General features: G+C 36.8%; 13 protein-coding genes. 1 reads left to right on the forward strand and 12 read right to left on the reverse strand.

Annotated elements, in window-relative coordinates; translation table 11 throughout:
* Positions 1-62 precede the first annotated feature (62 nt).
* Positions 63-2339: a hydratase gene (locus HMPREF3023_RS00820; RefSeq protein ID WP_070699971.1), complete on the forward strand. Its 2277-nt coding sequence runs from the start codon at positions 63-65 to the stop codon at positions 2337-2339.
* Between the two features lie 89 nt (positions 2340-2428).
* Here HMPREF3023_RS00820 and HMPREF3023_RS00825 read toward each other — a convergent pair whose 3' ends face one another.
* The 12 genes from HMPREF3023_RS00825 to HMPREF3023_RS00880 all read right to left on the reverse strand — a co-directional run bounded on the left by HMPREF3023_RS00825 (position 2429) and on the right by HMPREF3023_RS00880 (position 13942).
* A complete protein-coding gene (locus tag HMPREF3023_RS00825; RefSeq protein ID WP_210400899.1) occupies positions 2429-3616 on the reverse strand; it encodes an NADP-dependent isocitrate dehydrogenase in 1188 nt (395 codons plus the stop codon).
* Between the two features lie 79 nt (positions 3617-3695).
* Positions 3696-4220 (reverse strand): citrate lyase holo-[acyl-carrier protein] synthase, encoded by a 525-nt coding sequence (gene citX / locus HMPREF3023_RS00830; RefSeq protein WP_070699972.1) that lies wholly within the window; start codon positions 4218-4220, stop codon positions 3696-3698.
* On the reverse strand, positions 4207-5199 hold the full coding sequence (gene citC / locus HMPREF3023_RS00835) for a [citrate (pro-3S)-lyase] ligase (RefSeq protein WP_070699973.1): 993 nt from the start codon (positions 5197-5199) through the stop codon (positions 4207-4209). The genes citX and citC overlap by 14 nt, the downstream gene beginning before the upstream one ends.
* Positions 5192-6016 (reverse strand): triphosphoribosyl-dephospho-CoA synthase, encoded by an 825-nt coding sequence (locus tag HMPREF3023_RS00840; RefSeq protein WP_070699974.1) that lies wholly within the window; start codon positions 6014-6016, stop codon positions 5192-5194. The genes citC and HMPREF3023_RS00840 overlap by 8 nt, the downstream gene beginning before the upstream one ends.
* A 189-nt stretch (positions 6017-6205) precedes the next feature.
* Complete coding sequence (gene ilvA / locus HMPREF3023_RS00845; RefSeq protein ID WP_070699975.1) at positions 6206-7414, reverse strand: threonine ammonia-lyase; 1209 nt, start codon at positions 7412-7414, stop codon at positions 6206-6208.
* A 1-nt stretch (position 7415) separates the two neighbouring features.
* A complete protein-coding gene (locus tag HMPREF3023_RS00850) occupies positions 7416-7640 on the reverse strand; it encodes a DUF951 domain-containing protein (RefSeq protein ID WP_005957132.1) in 225 nt (74 codons plus the stop codon).
* A complete protein-coding gene (locus HMPREF3023_RS00855) occupies positions 7627-8505 on the reverse strand; it encodes a mechanosensitive ion channel family protein (RefSeq protein ID WP_070699976.1) in 879 nt (292 codons plus the stop codon). Before HMPREF3023_RS00855 ends, HMPREF3023_RS00850 begins: the two co-directional genes overlap by 14 nt.
* Positions 8506-8507: 2 nt before the next feature.
* Entirely contained in the window at positions 8508-9587 is a 1080-nt protein-coding gene (locus tag HMPREF3023_RS00860; protein WP_070699977.1) for a hypothetical protein, read from the reverse strand.
* Between the two features lie 72 nt (positions 9588-9659).
* Complete coding sequence (locus tag HMPREF3023_RS00865) at positions 9660-10577, reverse strand: DMT family transporter (RefSeq protein WP_070699978.1); 918 nt, start codon at positions 10575-10577, stop codon at positions 9660-9662.
* Between the two features lie 147 nt (positions 10578-10724).
* Positions 10725-12674 carry a transketolase gene (gene tkt, locus HMPREF3023_RS00870; protein WP_070699979.1) on the reverse strand — a complete coding sequence of 650 codons (1950 nt, stop codon included), beginning with the start codon at positions 12672-12674 and terminating at the stop codon, positions 10725-10727.
* An 11-nt stretch (positions 12675-12685) separates the two neighbouring features.
* Positions 12686-13438, reverse strand: a complete 753-nt coding sequence (locus tag HMPREF3023_RS00875; protein WP_070699980.1) for a WecB/TagA/CpsF family glycosyltransferase — start codon at positions 13436-13438, stop codon at positions 12686-12688.
* Positions 13439-13597: 159 nt separating this feature from the next.
* Positions 13598-13942 (reverse strand): type II toxin-antitoxin system PemK/MazF family toxin, encoded by a 345-nt coding sequence (locus HMPREF3023_RS00880; RefSeq protein ID WP_070699981.1) that lies wholly within the window; start codon positions 13940-13942, stop codon positions 13598-13600.
* Positions 13943-14010: the final 68 nt, after the last annotated feature.

Genomic DNA, 14010 nt, shown 5'->3' on the forward strand with positions numbered 1-14010 from the left:
GAATTTACCATTAATTAATAAATAATATTTGGTTAATCTGTTGTTAGATAAGGAGGATGGATTTGATTAAATTATATGAAAAGGGTGCCTACCTTTTAAATGGAAGAGAGATAATCGACGAAACTGATTTTGAAAAAGTTGCTGGTAAAATAGGAAATCCTGACAAGGAAGAAGCAAAAAAGGGGACTATTGCCTATGGAATACTAGAAGCCCACAACAAGTCAGATGACTTAGAAGACCTTAGGATAAAATTTGATGCCCTAACTTCTCACGACATTACTTTTGTTGGAATTATACAAACTGCAAGAGCATCAGGACTTGACAAATTTCCAGTTCCTTATGTACTTACTAACTGTCACAACTCACTTGCAGCTGTTGGGGGAACTATAAACGAAGACGACCACATCTTTGGACTTACTGCTGCTAAAAAATACGGTGGAATCTATGTGCCACCTCACATGGCAGTTATCCACCAATATATGAGAGAAGAAATGGCAGGCTGTGGCAAGATGATTCTTGGATCAGACTCCCACACTCGTTATGGAGCTCTTGGTACTATGGCAATTGGTGAAGGCGGAGGAGAACTTGTTAAACAAATCCTTGGCGACACTTACGACATCAAATATCCAGAAGTTGTTGGAATATATTTAGACAATAAGCCAAGGCCAGGAGTTGGACCACAGGATATTGCCCTAGCAATAATAGGAAAAGTTTTTAAGAATGGCTACGTTAAGAATAAGGTAATGGAATTTGTTGGCCCTGGAGTTTCTAATTTAAAGACTGACTACAGGAATGGAATCGATGTAATGACAACTGAAACAACTTGCCTAACTTCTATTTGGAGAACTGACGAAGACACAAAAGAGTTCTTGAGAGTCCATAAGAGAGAAGAGGACTACAAGGAATTAAATCCAGAAAACTTGGCATATTACGATGGCATAGTTTATGTTGACCTAAGTGAAATCAAACCAATGATTGCCCTTCCATTTCACCCATCTAACACTTACACAATTGATGAATTAAATGAAAACTTAGAGGATATTTTAAGAGGAGTGGAAGAAGAGGCAAGGAAGATTACCAACAATCCAAACATCGACTACGACCTCTTAAGTAAAATTAAAAACAATAAACTCCACGTTGAGCAGGCAATAATTGCTGGTTGTGCTGGTGGAACTTATTCAAACATTATGGCCGCAGCAGATATCTTGAAGGGATCATCAACAGGCAGTGGCGAATTCTCCCTTTCTGTTTATCCATCATCTCAACCAATCTTTATGGAGCTAATCAAAAATGGTGCCATGAATGAAATTATGGCTTCAGGTGCAGCAGTTAAGACTGCCTTCTGTGGTCCATGCTTCGGTGCAGGAGACACTCCAGCAAACAATGCCCTAAGTATCAGGCACACAACTAGAAACTTCCCTAACAGAGAAGGTTCTAAGCCAATCCAAGGACAAATGTCAGGAGTTGCCCTAATGGATGCTCGTTCAATTGCCGCTACTGCAAGAAACAAGGGAATCTTGACATCAGCAGAAGAGTTTGCAAGAGACTACGAAGTTCCAGAATACCACTACGATGATTCTGCTTATAGGTCAAAAGTTTACAAGGGATTTAAAAACGAAGACAAGGACGAAGAATTAATCCTTGGGCCAAACATCAAGGATTGGCCAGAAATGTCTGAGTTAACAGACAACATCTTGCTAAAAGTTTGTTCAAAAATAATGGACCCAGTTACAACTACTGATGAGCTTATACCATCAGGAGAAACTTCATCCTACCGTTCAAACCCACTTGGACTTGCAGAGTTCACTCTCTCAAGAAGAGACCCAGAGTATGTGGGAAGATCTAAAGAAGTTAGAGAACTTGAACTTGCAAGAAAGGATAAAAGCTTAGAAGTTGAAGGCAAACTTGCAAAAGTTTTTGAAAAGATTTCTAATAAGTTTGCTGATGTTAAAGCAGAGGAAACAGAAATTGGTTCTATGATTTACGCTATAAAGCCAGGAGACGGTTCAGCAAGAGAACAAGCTGCAAGTTGTCAAAGGGTTTTGGGTGGACTTGCAAACATCTGCGAAGAATATGCCACAAAGAGATACCGTTCCAACGTTATCAACTGGGGAATGATACCTTTCCAAATGAAAGAATCTCCAGACTTTGAAGTTGGCGACTACATTTTTGTTCCAAATATAAGAGAAGCTATTGATGGCGACCTAAATGACATCAAGGCCTATGTAGTTGGTGATGAAATAAAGGAAATCTCACTTTACATCAGCCCACTTACTGACCTTGAAAGAGAAATTATTAAAGAAGGCTGCTTGATTAACTTCAAGAGAAAAAATAAATAATATAAATAAAACTCGGGGAAATCCTCCGAGTTTTTCTTTTGCTAAAAATTATCAAAAAAGAGCAAGTCATCCTTGCCCTTAACTTATATTTATAGAGATTTTTCTAAAAATTCTTTTACCTTTTGGATAAATTCTAAATAATTTACCTTTACATAATCTTTTTTATTGTAGGTTGAAATTAAGTCTCCTGTTATAAAACCTGCTTCAATAGTATCCTTAACAGCCTTCTTTAATTTTATTCCAAACTCATTTAAGTTCTTGTTGCCGTCAAGTTCTCCTCTTTTTTCAAGTCCCGATGCCCAAGTAAAGATTAAAGCAACAGAGTTTGTGGAAGTTATCTCTCCCTTTTGGTATCTCCTATAATGGGCAGTGACTGTTCCGTGAGCAGCTTCATATAAATAAGTGTCCTTGCCAATTATTGAAGACTCCATAAGTGATAGGGAACCAAAAACTGTTGAAATCATATCACTCATTACATCGCCATCGTAGTTTTTTAGAGCCCAGAGAATATTCCCTTCTGACCTCATAATTTTTGCAATGGCATTGTCAATTAAATAATAATCATATCTTATGCCAGCTTTCTCAAAGTCACCTTTATAGTCTTCATAGGCTTCATTAAAAATATCTTTGAAAACAGAATCGTATCCTGGCACAACTGTATCCTTAGTTGAAAAAACTAAATCCATTTTCTTTTCAAGTGCATGCTTGAAACACTCATGAGCAAAGTATTTTATGGATTCAATCTTATTGTATTGAGTCAAGAAAATTGCGTGATAATCTGGAGCATAGGAATATTTTTCTTCCCCATTTATTGTAACTTTAAGCTCATCGCCTTCCTTTACGTCAAAAGACTTAGAAACATAAATATCTCCAAAGGAGTGTCTTGCTATAGCTATTGGCGCCTTCCAAGTGGGAACTAAGATATTCAAGCAGTCAAAAACTATGGGCTCTCTAAACATTACACCATCAAGATAAGCCCTTATAGTTGCATTTGGCGATGGATAAATTTTCTTTAAGTTAAACTCCTCAACCCTGTCCTCATTAGCAGTGATAGTCGCACACTTCACTCCAACCTTGTGTTTTTCAACAGCCTTGGCAGATTCTAGAGTCACTTTATCATCAGTGTCATTTCTATTTTCCATTGAAAGGTCATAATAATCAATATTCAAGTCAATATATGGCTCTAATAATTCACTTTTTATGTCCTTCCAGATGACCCTAGTCATCTCATCTCCATCCATCTCAACGATAGGATTTTGCATCTTTATTTTTTCCAAAAAATCACCTCTAAAAAATTATAACAAAGGTCTATTTATAGAACTAATAGATAAAAATAAAGTCAATTATAGTTAAAAACTATATTTCTAAATCTTTTTTTATGATTTCCCTAACTTTTTCTTCTAGTTCTTCTAGATTATGTCTTTCTTTCTTTATGCAGGTCCTTGCTGTGTCGCCACAAATTATGCACTTTCTCTCGGGAAGTCCCAAGGATGATCTTGAGATTTGTGAGAAGTCCTTGTCGTAGATGTCAAGGTCTAAAAGCCTCCCTCCAAGGGATTCTTCTTCCACTTCCATCATAAGTTTTTTTATTTCTCTTCCATCGCTATCTAAGACTCCTATATATTCCATGCCTGTGATTAAATTTTCATATTCTTCAAATAAAATTTTTATTTTATTTCCTTCTAAAAGTTTTTTAATCTTTTCTATATATTTCTTATGAAAGTCCACAGCTTCTTTAAAGTTTTTGTCTTCTCCAGGAATGTTTAACATAAAGGAAAGTACTGGAGATTCAAACTTTTCTGTCAAAGATTTTATCTTGTAGTATCTTTTTTCTTTTGCTTCGAGCATCCTATTCATGGCAAGTATTTTAGAGTCTATCATTTATTATCCTCTGTCCTTCTTCTGACTTTAGGGCCTTAATTGTAGCTTCTGGCAAATATTTGTAAGCTTCTTCAAATTTTCTTTCTTTCAAAAGGGTCCTAACTTTTGAAGCAGAAATTATTTCATTATCCAAGCTTGCCCTTGGAATTTCTACAACTTCTAGACCATATTCTGGCAAGATTTTTTCCATGGTTTCGTTGTAATTTTTTGTCACCACGTCCTTGTCCTCACTGCCCACAAATCTCTTTTTTATATTTAGGGCCTTGGCAAAGTATCTGCCAAATATTTTTGTGTCAAGCTCTGAATAGGCCTTTAAAATAGTTTTTTCATCCTTGTAGAAATATGTTGGGAAGGTATTTTTTGAAATTATATAGTCGTTGCCAGGGTGGACAAGCACGTCGTCATACTTTTCCAACTCTTCTTTTACAATCTTATACCTAAAGTCGTAGGGAAAGGTTGATCCATCTTCTTCCACCATAAAGATGTGTAAGAGGTCAGTTTGTTTTCTTGCTTCATTAATTAAATAGAGATGACCCTTGGTCATTGGGTTTGCATTTATTACAATTGCACCAGACTCTCTCTCATCTTCAATATTTTTTAAGAGTTTATGGAGTTCATCTATCTTGTTGTCTAAGAGGGCAACATCCTCTGTCTCTTCAACCAGAGAAAAACCAAAGTCTGTAAAAATCTTGATATTTTTTGGCTTTGTAAAGATAAAGAGGTGATTTTTGCCATTCTCGTATTGGTGGTCAAGTAGTCTTGTGATTATTGCGTTGGTTATTCCCATGCCTTGGTAGGTCGGGTCAATGGCAAAACATTTTAAGACTCTTCCTGCACAGGATCCTGTCCCAACAATTTTGTCGCCATCAAAGGCAGCAAGAGTGTAGTCCACATCCCTCTCATAGTTTATGTCAAAGTCTTCCAAAAATTTTTCAATATTCTTTTTTTCAAATTTCATAACTTGTCTGTAATCAATCAATGTTAGCCTCCAAGAGATAGAAATACAAGGTTAGAATCAAAAAGTCGGCACAGCCACCTGGACTTAGGTTCCTCCTCTTGTATTCTTCATTTATTTTTTGGATTTCTCTCATTCCATTTTCATTTTCGTACAACTTGTTTTCAAGGACATGGGCTGAAGTTTCTTTTAAAAATTCTAGACCTTCAAGCCCTCCTCTTTTGATTATGTTTGAATCCTCGACAAGGGACATGAAATAAAACAGGGTACCAGTAAGAGCATAGTCAAAGTTTGTTTCTTTCTCAGCTTCCTTTAAGAAGTCCAGTCCCATAAGGGCCTTCTTAAAACCTTCTTCGGCTTCTTCTCTTATCCCCTTTAGGCCATATTTTTTGTAGTTTTTTTCGCCATGAGTCTCGGCCTTATCTATTTTTAATTCATTGCTTATGCCACGATTGAGATAAGCCACCCTATCAATTACCTTTTCAAAAGAAAAATCTTCTCCCCTAATTTCTATTGCAGTAGCATAGACCATGAGGCCTAGAGAAAAAATAATTCCCTTGTGGGTGTTGACTCCACCTGTTGCTTCTTTCATCTTGTCTTCATAAAGCTTTCCATATTCTCTAAGTTCCAAGAAATCTTCTCCATTAGATTTTTCTCCAAGTTCATAGGAAATTTTGAAGTAGTCGTAGAGGACCAGGGATGATTTTAAAAAGTCCATGTAGTCCATGTCGTCGTGGGCGCCCACATCTATTAGGCTGACAAGTCCTGGCTTGGGACTCAAAGATACCTCATAGATGAGAGCGTAAGTTGCAAGTCTTGCGATTTTATCTGAATTTAACATAATCCCTCCGCCTTCATTATAATAAATAAAAAAATTTTCATCTACTTTTTTATTTTTGTGTGAGGGACTTCTTATTTTTGTCAAGAAAAAAGAGAGGTCAAGCCTCTCAATTTTATAAATTTTAAATTGTTTAATTTCTTTTAAGTTTGATTTTCAAAATTTTATTTTTAATCTTAATTAAAAGTCAAATTAAAATTGGGCGTCGTTGTACCTCGCCTTATATACATAGGAATTTTGGTTTAGAGCTGTTAGGATTTCGTCTTGATGGTTCTTATCCTTGGTATCAATAACAACGCTTACTATCATGGAGTCAATTGTGTCGCCAACTAGGTCGATGTTTTGATTAATCTTTACTATGTTTGCCCCTTGCTTTTCAAGAAGTGCTGACATCTTGGATATTTGTCCAGGCTGGTCATCTAATTTTATCTTAAGTTCCATCCTCCTGTTAGTCTTGTAAAGTCCCTTTTGAATTACTTTTGAAACTCTTGTGACGTCAATGTTTCCACCAGAAAGAATACAACAAACTTTTTTGCCCCTGTGGTTAAATTTCTTATACATAAGGGCTGCAACTGTAGATGCCGCTGCTCCTTCTGTTATGATTTTGTTGTCCTCAAGAAGGGTTAAGATTGCAGAAGAAATTTCTCCTTCAGTTACAAGAACTATGTCGTCTACATATTCCTTTACCATTTCATATGTAATTTCTCCAGGAGTTTTAACTGCAATGCCATCGGCAATTGTGGATCCACCTGTAACTGTTAGACGCTTGCCCTCTCTTATTGATTCATACATTGATGGGGCAATCTTTGTTTGAACTCCAATTATTTTTATGTCTGGATTTATGGACTTGGCTGCTAAGGCAACACCAGAGATTAGTCCGCCACCACCTATTGGCACAACTATTATGTCAAGGTCAGGAAGTTCTTCTAGAATTTCTAGTCCAACTGTCCCTTGGCCTGCAATAATTTTTTCATCGTCAAAGGGTGCAATGAAGGTGTAGCCTTCCTCTTCAGATAATTTTTTTGCAAAGGCTGCTGCATCATCAAAGGAATCTTTTACTAGTTCAACTTCAGCCCCATAATTTCTTGTGGCCTTGACCTTAGAAAGAGGTGCGTGATAAGGCATGCAGATAACAGACTTTATCCCCCTCTCACTTGCTGACTTGGCAACTCCTTGGGCGTGGTTACCTGCCGAGCAAGCCACAACTCCCCTCTCTGCTTCCTCATCTGATAGGGTTACAATCTTGTTGTAGGCTCCCCTCAACTTGAAAGATCCTGTATCTTGGAGGACTTCAACCTTGAGGTAGATGTCTTCTCCAAGGTTTGGTGCGTAAACTACAGGAGTTTCTTTTATGTGACCCTCGAGTCTTTCCTTGGCTTCGTAAACTTCTTTCACGTCCATTTTACTCACCTTCTTTTTTATGATGGACAATACTTACAAATTTATCTCCTTCTAAAATTTTTCTAACTCTCTTTTCAAAATCCATACGGCTCATCCAAACTACCCTGTCGCAACCCAGGCACTTTAATTTCATATCTGCACCCTTTCTTGCGATTTCCCACTTGTTTTCACCACATGGATGTCCCTTCTTTAGGGTAACTATATCGCCTAACTCATAGTAAAGCATCTTCAATTTCTCCTTTTATAAACTTATTTCTAATCATAGGGGGATCAATATTTTCTCTTTGCATTGTTTTTATAATCTCGGACCTAAGGGCAAACTCAAGATCATACTGTTGCCCCTGCTTTGTGTAATAGACAAGGGCCATCTTGTAGAAATCCCTTCCATTTTCAGTAACTCCCCAGAAGTTTGGTCCCATTACCATGTCTTTGTGGTCCCTGTATTTTTCTATGGCTTCTTTTATTTTTTCTTCGGCAAAGTCTGGGTCACAAGAATTGTCTAGGTAAAATTCAATTTTTGTCCTTATATTTGCCCTTTCCTTGTTGGAAATAATTGAAATGTTGCTGTTGGGAATGACGTGAAGAATCTTATCAAAGTCACGAATTTTTGTGACCCTAAGTCCAAGGTCTTCAACAATTCCTTGAATGTCACCAATCTCAACTAAGTCCCCAACAGAATATTGGTCTTCAAAAATTATAAAAAATCCATTGATAAAGTCCTTAACAAGACTTTGGGCGCCAACACCTATTGCCAATGAAAACACACCTAGAGTTGCAATAATTGGTGCAATTGAAATGTTAAAGATACTCATGATTATTGTAATTCCAATAAAAATTAGGACTACCTTAATTATACGTCTGATTAAATTTGTAACTGTAACTATCCTGTTGTAGGATCCCTTTTCCTTTATCTTATCTGAATTTAATTGTCTTCCTATAAAGGAATCGATTAACTTTAAAATTATAAAAGTTCCTACAATTATAATGGCAACCACAAGTAGCCTTTCCCAAGACTCTAGTCCACCGAAGGTTGATCTCAAGGCCTGGTCTGCCTCACTTGCAACAGCGTCTGTATTTTTTTCTATGTTCACTTTTACACCTCTTTATAAGTTGTCTCAATTTTACTATCTTCTTCTCTTACTGTATTTGTATTTACAACGGAGTAAAGACTTAGGTCCCCATTTCTCAAGGCCCCTATCAAAAGTCCGTTGATTTTAATTTTGTCTAGGGAGTAGCCCAACCTTGTGTAAAACTCTCCCGAGTTTCCAATTTCTCCACCAACATCACTTGGTCCATAGACATAAATTGATCCAGAAATATTTTCCATCTTGTTGACATTGGCTGCAATTATTTTTTTCTTGCCTGGCTTTAGGATGTAATTGTATTCTGTGATAATTCCTGAATGAAGAAGGTAGGTCTTCTTGCCTTCCACCAGGATGTCAGAAATATTTGGGACCCTGTCCTCATATATTGTGCCAGAATTCATAAACCTATAAATTGTCTTGTCCGTAAGTGCCAAGACTGACCTCTTGTCCTTCTTTAGGTACATGACAATTTCGTGGCTTAGGCTTTTTGAAGTTTTTTCTCCCTTGTTTAAATTATAAACAAGAGAAGTATAACCACTTGTCTCATTTTTTATTTCTGCAACAGAAAGATTTTTATCATCAACTACATCGTGAGTCAAGATTTGATTACCTGTCCTGTAAATCTCTGTAAGAGTTGAGTCGTTGCCCATTAAATATAAAATTTCATTTTTCTCATCAACGACGTGAAAAATTATATTTGCATTTTCATAAGTAATGTTAAAGATATCTCCCTTAACATCTGTGGTTGAGAGAAGCTCGCCCATCTCTGAATACATGTGAACCTTGCCCAAATCTTTCTCATACAAGAAGGCGTAGTTATTGGCGAAGAAGGCCTCGATGTTTTCATCTTCCCTTTGAATCTTCTTTACAATATTCCCTTCCCTGTCTGTTATATATAGAACTGGGTCAGCCCACAAAAATACAGACTTAGATGCAAGGCTGAAGTCCTCTATGGGCTCATTAACACTTACCCCCTTAAGTCTTACTATGGTCCTATCCTTGGAAAAGTTTTTATGGTTAAAATATATAAATCCTAAAAATATAAGTAATAAAAATAAAATTATTGCGTGATTTTTTTTAATTCTCAAAATACCACTCCCGACTTCATTATAACATTTATACTTTTAATTTTGCATTGAAATGGCATAAAAAAAGAGGGGTCAAACCCCCTTTTTAGTTTGTTTTTTGTTTAAGATTATCGCCCCTGCTAGGACAAAGACAAGTCCCAAGACAATATTTATTGTTAGGTCTTCTCCAAGGACCAAGATGGATAAAATTGTCCCGAAGACTGGAATAAATAATTTGTAAATTCCAAACTCACTGGCACTGTAGTTTTGAAGGACAAAGGTCCAAGTTGTAAAGGCTGTTGCTGATATAAAGGCACCATAGGATAGCATTAAGAATAAGACGAAGTCATAGTTCACAGTAGACTTCTTTGTCAATGCCCCAATAATTATAAGTGGCAGGGCCCCAAGGGCAAATTGCGAACCAGTAAGAAGAAAGCCATTTAAGTTTCTTCCGTACTTTCTTATTAGGACGCTGGAAAGGGCATTAACAGTTTGGGCAATTAAGACAAAACCTTCTCCAGTAAACTTAAAGTGGAAGCTTCCCTGTGAGTTTAAATTTGTTATAAGTAACCCAGTTGAACCAACAAGTAGGGCTATGACCTTTTTCTTAGTAAGTCTCTCATCACTAATTAAGAGGACGGAAAACAAAACTGTGATAAAAGCATTTGACGATTGTATAACTGCAGTAAGAGACCCCAAGGTGTTGGAGAGTCCAATATAGTAAAAACCATACTGTAAACAGGTCTGCAACAAGCCAATAATTATAATAAATTTAAAATTTACATTTTCTCTCTTTACTTCTTCCTTGTTGAAAAGAAAAAAGTATATGAAGGTCAAAAGTCCTCCCATAAAAAATCTTATCCCGGCAATATAAATTTTCCCACCAGGATCATCTGGCAAGATGTTGGCATGAATGTAAGTTGTCTTTATTAGGGGTATGGCAGAGCCCCAAAGTAGCATTGCCAAAAGTGAAAAAACTATTGCCCATCTCTTTTCTTTTATAAGTTTCATTTCTCCCTCCAATCTCAAAATTTTTGTATTTTATAAAAATAAATTTTTAAAAATATTTAGTCTTACTAAGAACTCTAAAAAATAAATCAAAAACACAAATAAAAATTCAAATTAAAAAAGGAGGTCGCCCTCCTCTTTCATATTCTATTAAAATTCTTGAATTTTTCTTCTGATGTTTTCTTTTGTGAAGCCAAATCTTTCAAATACTTCAGCGCCCTTTCCACTTGCACCAAAGGTATCAATGGAAATTGCCATTCCCTTCATACCAATGTACTTGTGCCATCCAAAGGATGATAGGGCTTCAATAGAGATCCTCTTAGTGATATTTGATGGAAGAATTTCTTCCTTATAGTCAGAGGATTGGGCATCAAAAAGTTCCATAGAAGGCATTGAAACCACACGAACTCCCTTTAGTCCTTCTGCTGCTTCAAGGGCAAGAGAAACTTCTGAACCTGTAGCTATTACAATTTTTTCAAGTTCTCCTTCTTCCTTCTTAATTATATAAGCACCCCTGTAAATGTCTTTTGAAGAGTTTTCAAGTTGTGGAAGACCTTGTCTTGATAGGGCAAGGACAAAAGGTGTGTTCTTTGAATTGAAGGCAAGATTAAGTGAAGCTGCAGTTTCACGTCCATCAGCAGGTCTTAATACAACAATTCCTGGGATGGACCTTAGCATTGCAAGATGTTCAATTGGTTCATGAGTTGGCCCGTCTTCTCCAACTCCAATGGAGTCGTGAGTAAAGATGTAGACATTTGGAATATTCATAAGGGCTGCGAGTCTAATTGTTGGCTTTAAGTAGTCACTGAAAACCAAGAAGGTTGACGCATAAGTCCTTAGGCCTCCATGAAGAAGGATTCCATTTGTGATTGCACCCATGGCATTTTCACGAACACCAAAAGTTATATTTCTTCCAAGTCTATTGTCAGCTGAGAAATATTCTTCTCCCTTTAGCATAGTCTTATTTGATGGTCCAAGGTCAGCTGATCCACCAAAGATGAGGATGTTGTCCTTGGCAATCTTATTTAAAACTTCGCCAGAGATTGCACGAGTTGCCATGTCCTTGTCAAAGGAATCGTAGTAAGAATCTTCTAATAATTCCTTCTTTTCTAATTTAAAGGCAGCAAGATAGTCTTCATATTCCTTAGGATATTTCGCTGCATATTCTTCTTCAATTTTTTTCTTTTCATTTACCTTTGCAGTGTTTTCTTCAACGATTTTTTGGAAGTGAGCCTTCACATCTTCTGCAACATGAAAATCTTCATCAGGAAGTCCAAAGAATTCACGAGTTGACTTTCTGTCTTCCTTGCCTAGGGGTTCACCGTGAGCCTTTGCAGAGTCTTCTCTCGGTGAGCCGTAGCCAATTTTTGTCTTAACTTCAATAAGTGCAGGCTTGTCAGATTTTTTTGCTTCTTCGATTTTTGCATTTATTTCATCTAAGTCATTTCCATCTTCTACTACAAAAGTGTCCCAGCCAAGAGCCTTGTACCTGTCACAAACATTTTCTGAGAAGGCAAGGTCAGTTGATCCCTCAATGGAAATTTTATTTGAATCGTAAAGTACGATTAGTTTATTGAGTTTAAGTGTGCCAGCTAGTGAAGATGCTTCGTTGGAAATTCCTTCCATTAGACATCCATCCCCAACTAGGGCATAAGTATAGTGGTCAACAAGTTTTAGGTCTTCCTTGTTGTAGAGGGCAGCAAGTTTTTCTTCTGCAATTGCCATACCAACTGCCATGGCAATCCCTTGGCCAAGAGGTCCAGTAGTTGCTTCAACACCCATAGTGTGACCGTACTCTGGGTGACCTGGTGTTCTAGAATCAAGTTGCCTAAAGTTTTTTAAGTCATCAAGACTTAGACCGTAGTCAAATAAGTAAAAAAGTGAATATAAAAGTGCAGATCCATGTCCTGCAGAAAGGACAAACCTGTCCCTATTTTTCCAATCTAAGTCTTTAGAATCTCTCACAAGATGATTCTTAAAAAGAGCATAGGCCATTGGTGCAGCACCAAGGGGTAGTCCTGGGTGACCTGAATTTGCATTTTCAATTTGATCAACAGATAGCATTCTCAAAGTATTAACTGCTTTATTTTCGATATTCAAAATTCCTCTCCTCACTCAACTGAATTTTTATCTCTCATTACCGCCAACAAAAACTTTGGCAAATCAATTTGCCTCTTAATCCTAGATGGGTTTTTTATAAGCCTGTAAAGCCACTCAAGGCCTAGCTTAATAAAAATATCTGGGGCCCTGTTTGCCCTGCCAGATAAGATATCTAGGACTCCACCATTTCCAATTATGACCTTGGCATCTATTTCATCCTTCCAAGCGTCAATCCACTTTTCTTGACGAGGAAAACCAAAGCCAACAAAGACAATGTCAATGTCCTTGGAATTTATTTCTTCTATTATTTTTTCTTCTACACTAGACTTCTCACCGTCTAGCTTGGAATTGAAATAGCCATTGTGAAATCCTGCAACATTTAAGTTTTTATATTTTTCATTGACAGCTTCTGCTGCATCCCTTGCAACACCTTCCTTGCCACCTAAAAAATATAAGTTGAGACCCATCTCATCAGCAAGCTCAAGTAGCTTAATAGAGGTATCAAAACCTGTGACCCTCTCTTTTAAAGGCTTATTCCTTAGCTTTGATGCATGGATAAGACCAATCCCGTCAGCAAGAATTAAATCTCCTGAGTTAACAAGATTCTTTAGATCTTCATCTCTCTTAGCTGCCATTACGATTTCAGTATTTGGTGTGTAAATTTTTTTAAGTGAATCTCCCTTTAAGAAGTCCCTTAAAATATTTTCACACTCAGCATTATCAATGTTAAAAATTTCAACTCCAAAAATTTTTACTTTTTCCATAAATCTCTCCGCTAATAAGTTTATCACATAGGCGAGAGCATTTCTATTGTTAATGATTTTTAAAGTTTAAATTTTTTCAAGTATCATAAGAAACTATTTAAATTTTTTAAACAAAAAAAGACTACCTCTTACGAGATAGTCAATATGTATGTTGCCCAATTATTTTATCGCCAAGCTAACTTTTATTGCTGCGTCGATCTCATCTATGACATCCTTGTCGAATCTACCGATTTTCTCTCTCAACCTTTTTTTATCTATTGTCCTCAACTGCTCTAGAAGAATTACAGAATTCTTTGGCAGTGGAACATCTTTAGCTTTCACATTAACGTGGGTTGGTAACTTCGCCTTGTTAAGTTGAGATGTAATTGCAGCTATTATTATTGTAGGCGAATATTTGTTTCCAATGTCATTTTGAACAACAACTACGGGCCTTACTCCTCCCTGTTCTGATCCAATAACTGGCGACAGGTCGGCATAGAATATGTCCCCTCTTTTTATCATCATAACTTTTCACCTTTTAAGGCAAGAGAGAATTAAAAGATTGATCTATGAGCAACCTTTATATCATTCTA

It is taken from the genome of Peptoniphilus sp. HMSC075B08, assembly GCF_001815405.1.
Lineage (GTDB): Bacteria > Bacillota > Clostridia > Tissierellales > Peptoniphilaceae > Peptoniphilus_A > Peptoniphilus_A harei.

Bases quoted from the DNA above. Each gene is read 5' to 3' on its own strand.
- HMPREF3023_RS00880 (WP_070699981.1), bottom strand. From the start codon at position 13,942: ATGATGATAAAAAGAGGGGACATATTCTATGCCGACCTGTCGCCAGTT.
- ilvA (WP_070699975.1), bottom strand. From the start codon at position 7,414: ATGGACGTGAAAGAAGTTTACGAAGCCAAGGAAAGACTCGAGGGTCAC.
- HMPREF3023_RS00840 (WP_070699974.1), bottom strand. From the start codon at position 6,016: ATGTTAAATTCAGATAAAATCGCAAGACTTGCAACTTACGCTCTCATC.
- citX (WP_070699972.1), bottom strand. From the start codon at position 4,220: ATGATAGACTCTAAAATACTTGCCATGAATAGGATGCTCGAAGCAAAA.
- HMPREF3023_RS00875 (WP_070699980.1), bottom strand. From the start codon at position 13,438: ATGGAAAAAGTAAAAATTTTTGGAGTTGAAATTTTTAACATTGATAAT.
- HMPREF3023_RS00865 (WP_070699978.1), bottom strand. From the start codon at position 10,577: ATGAAACTTATAAAAGAAAAGAGATGGGCAATAGTTTTTTCACTTTTG.
- HMPREF3023_RS00850 (WP_005957132.1), bottom strand. From the start codon at position 7,640: ATGCTTTACTATGAGTTAGGCGATATAGTTACCCTAAAGAAGGGACAT.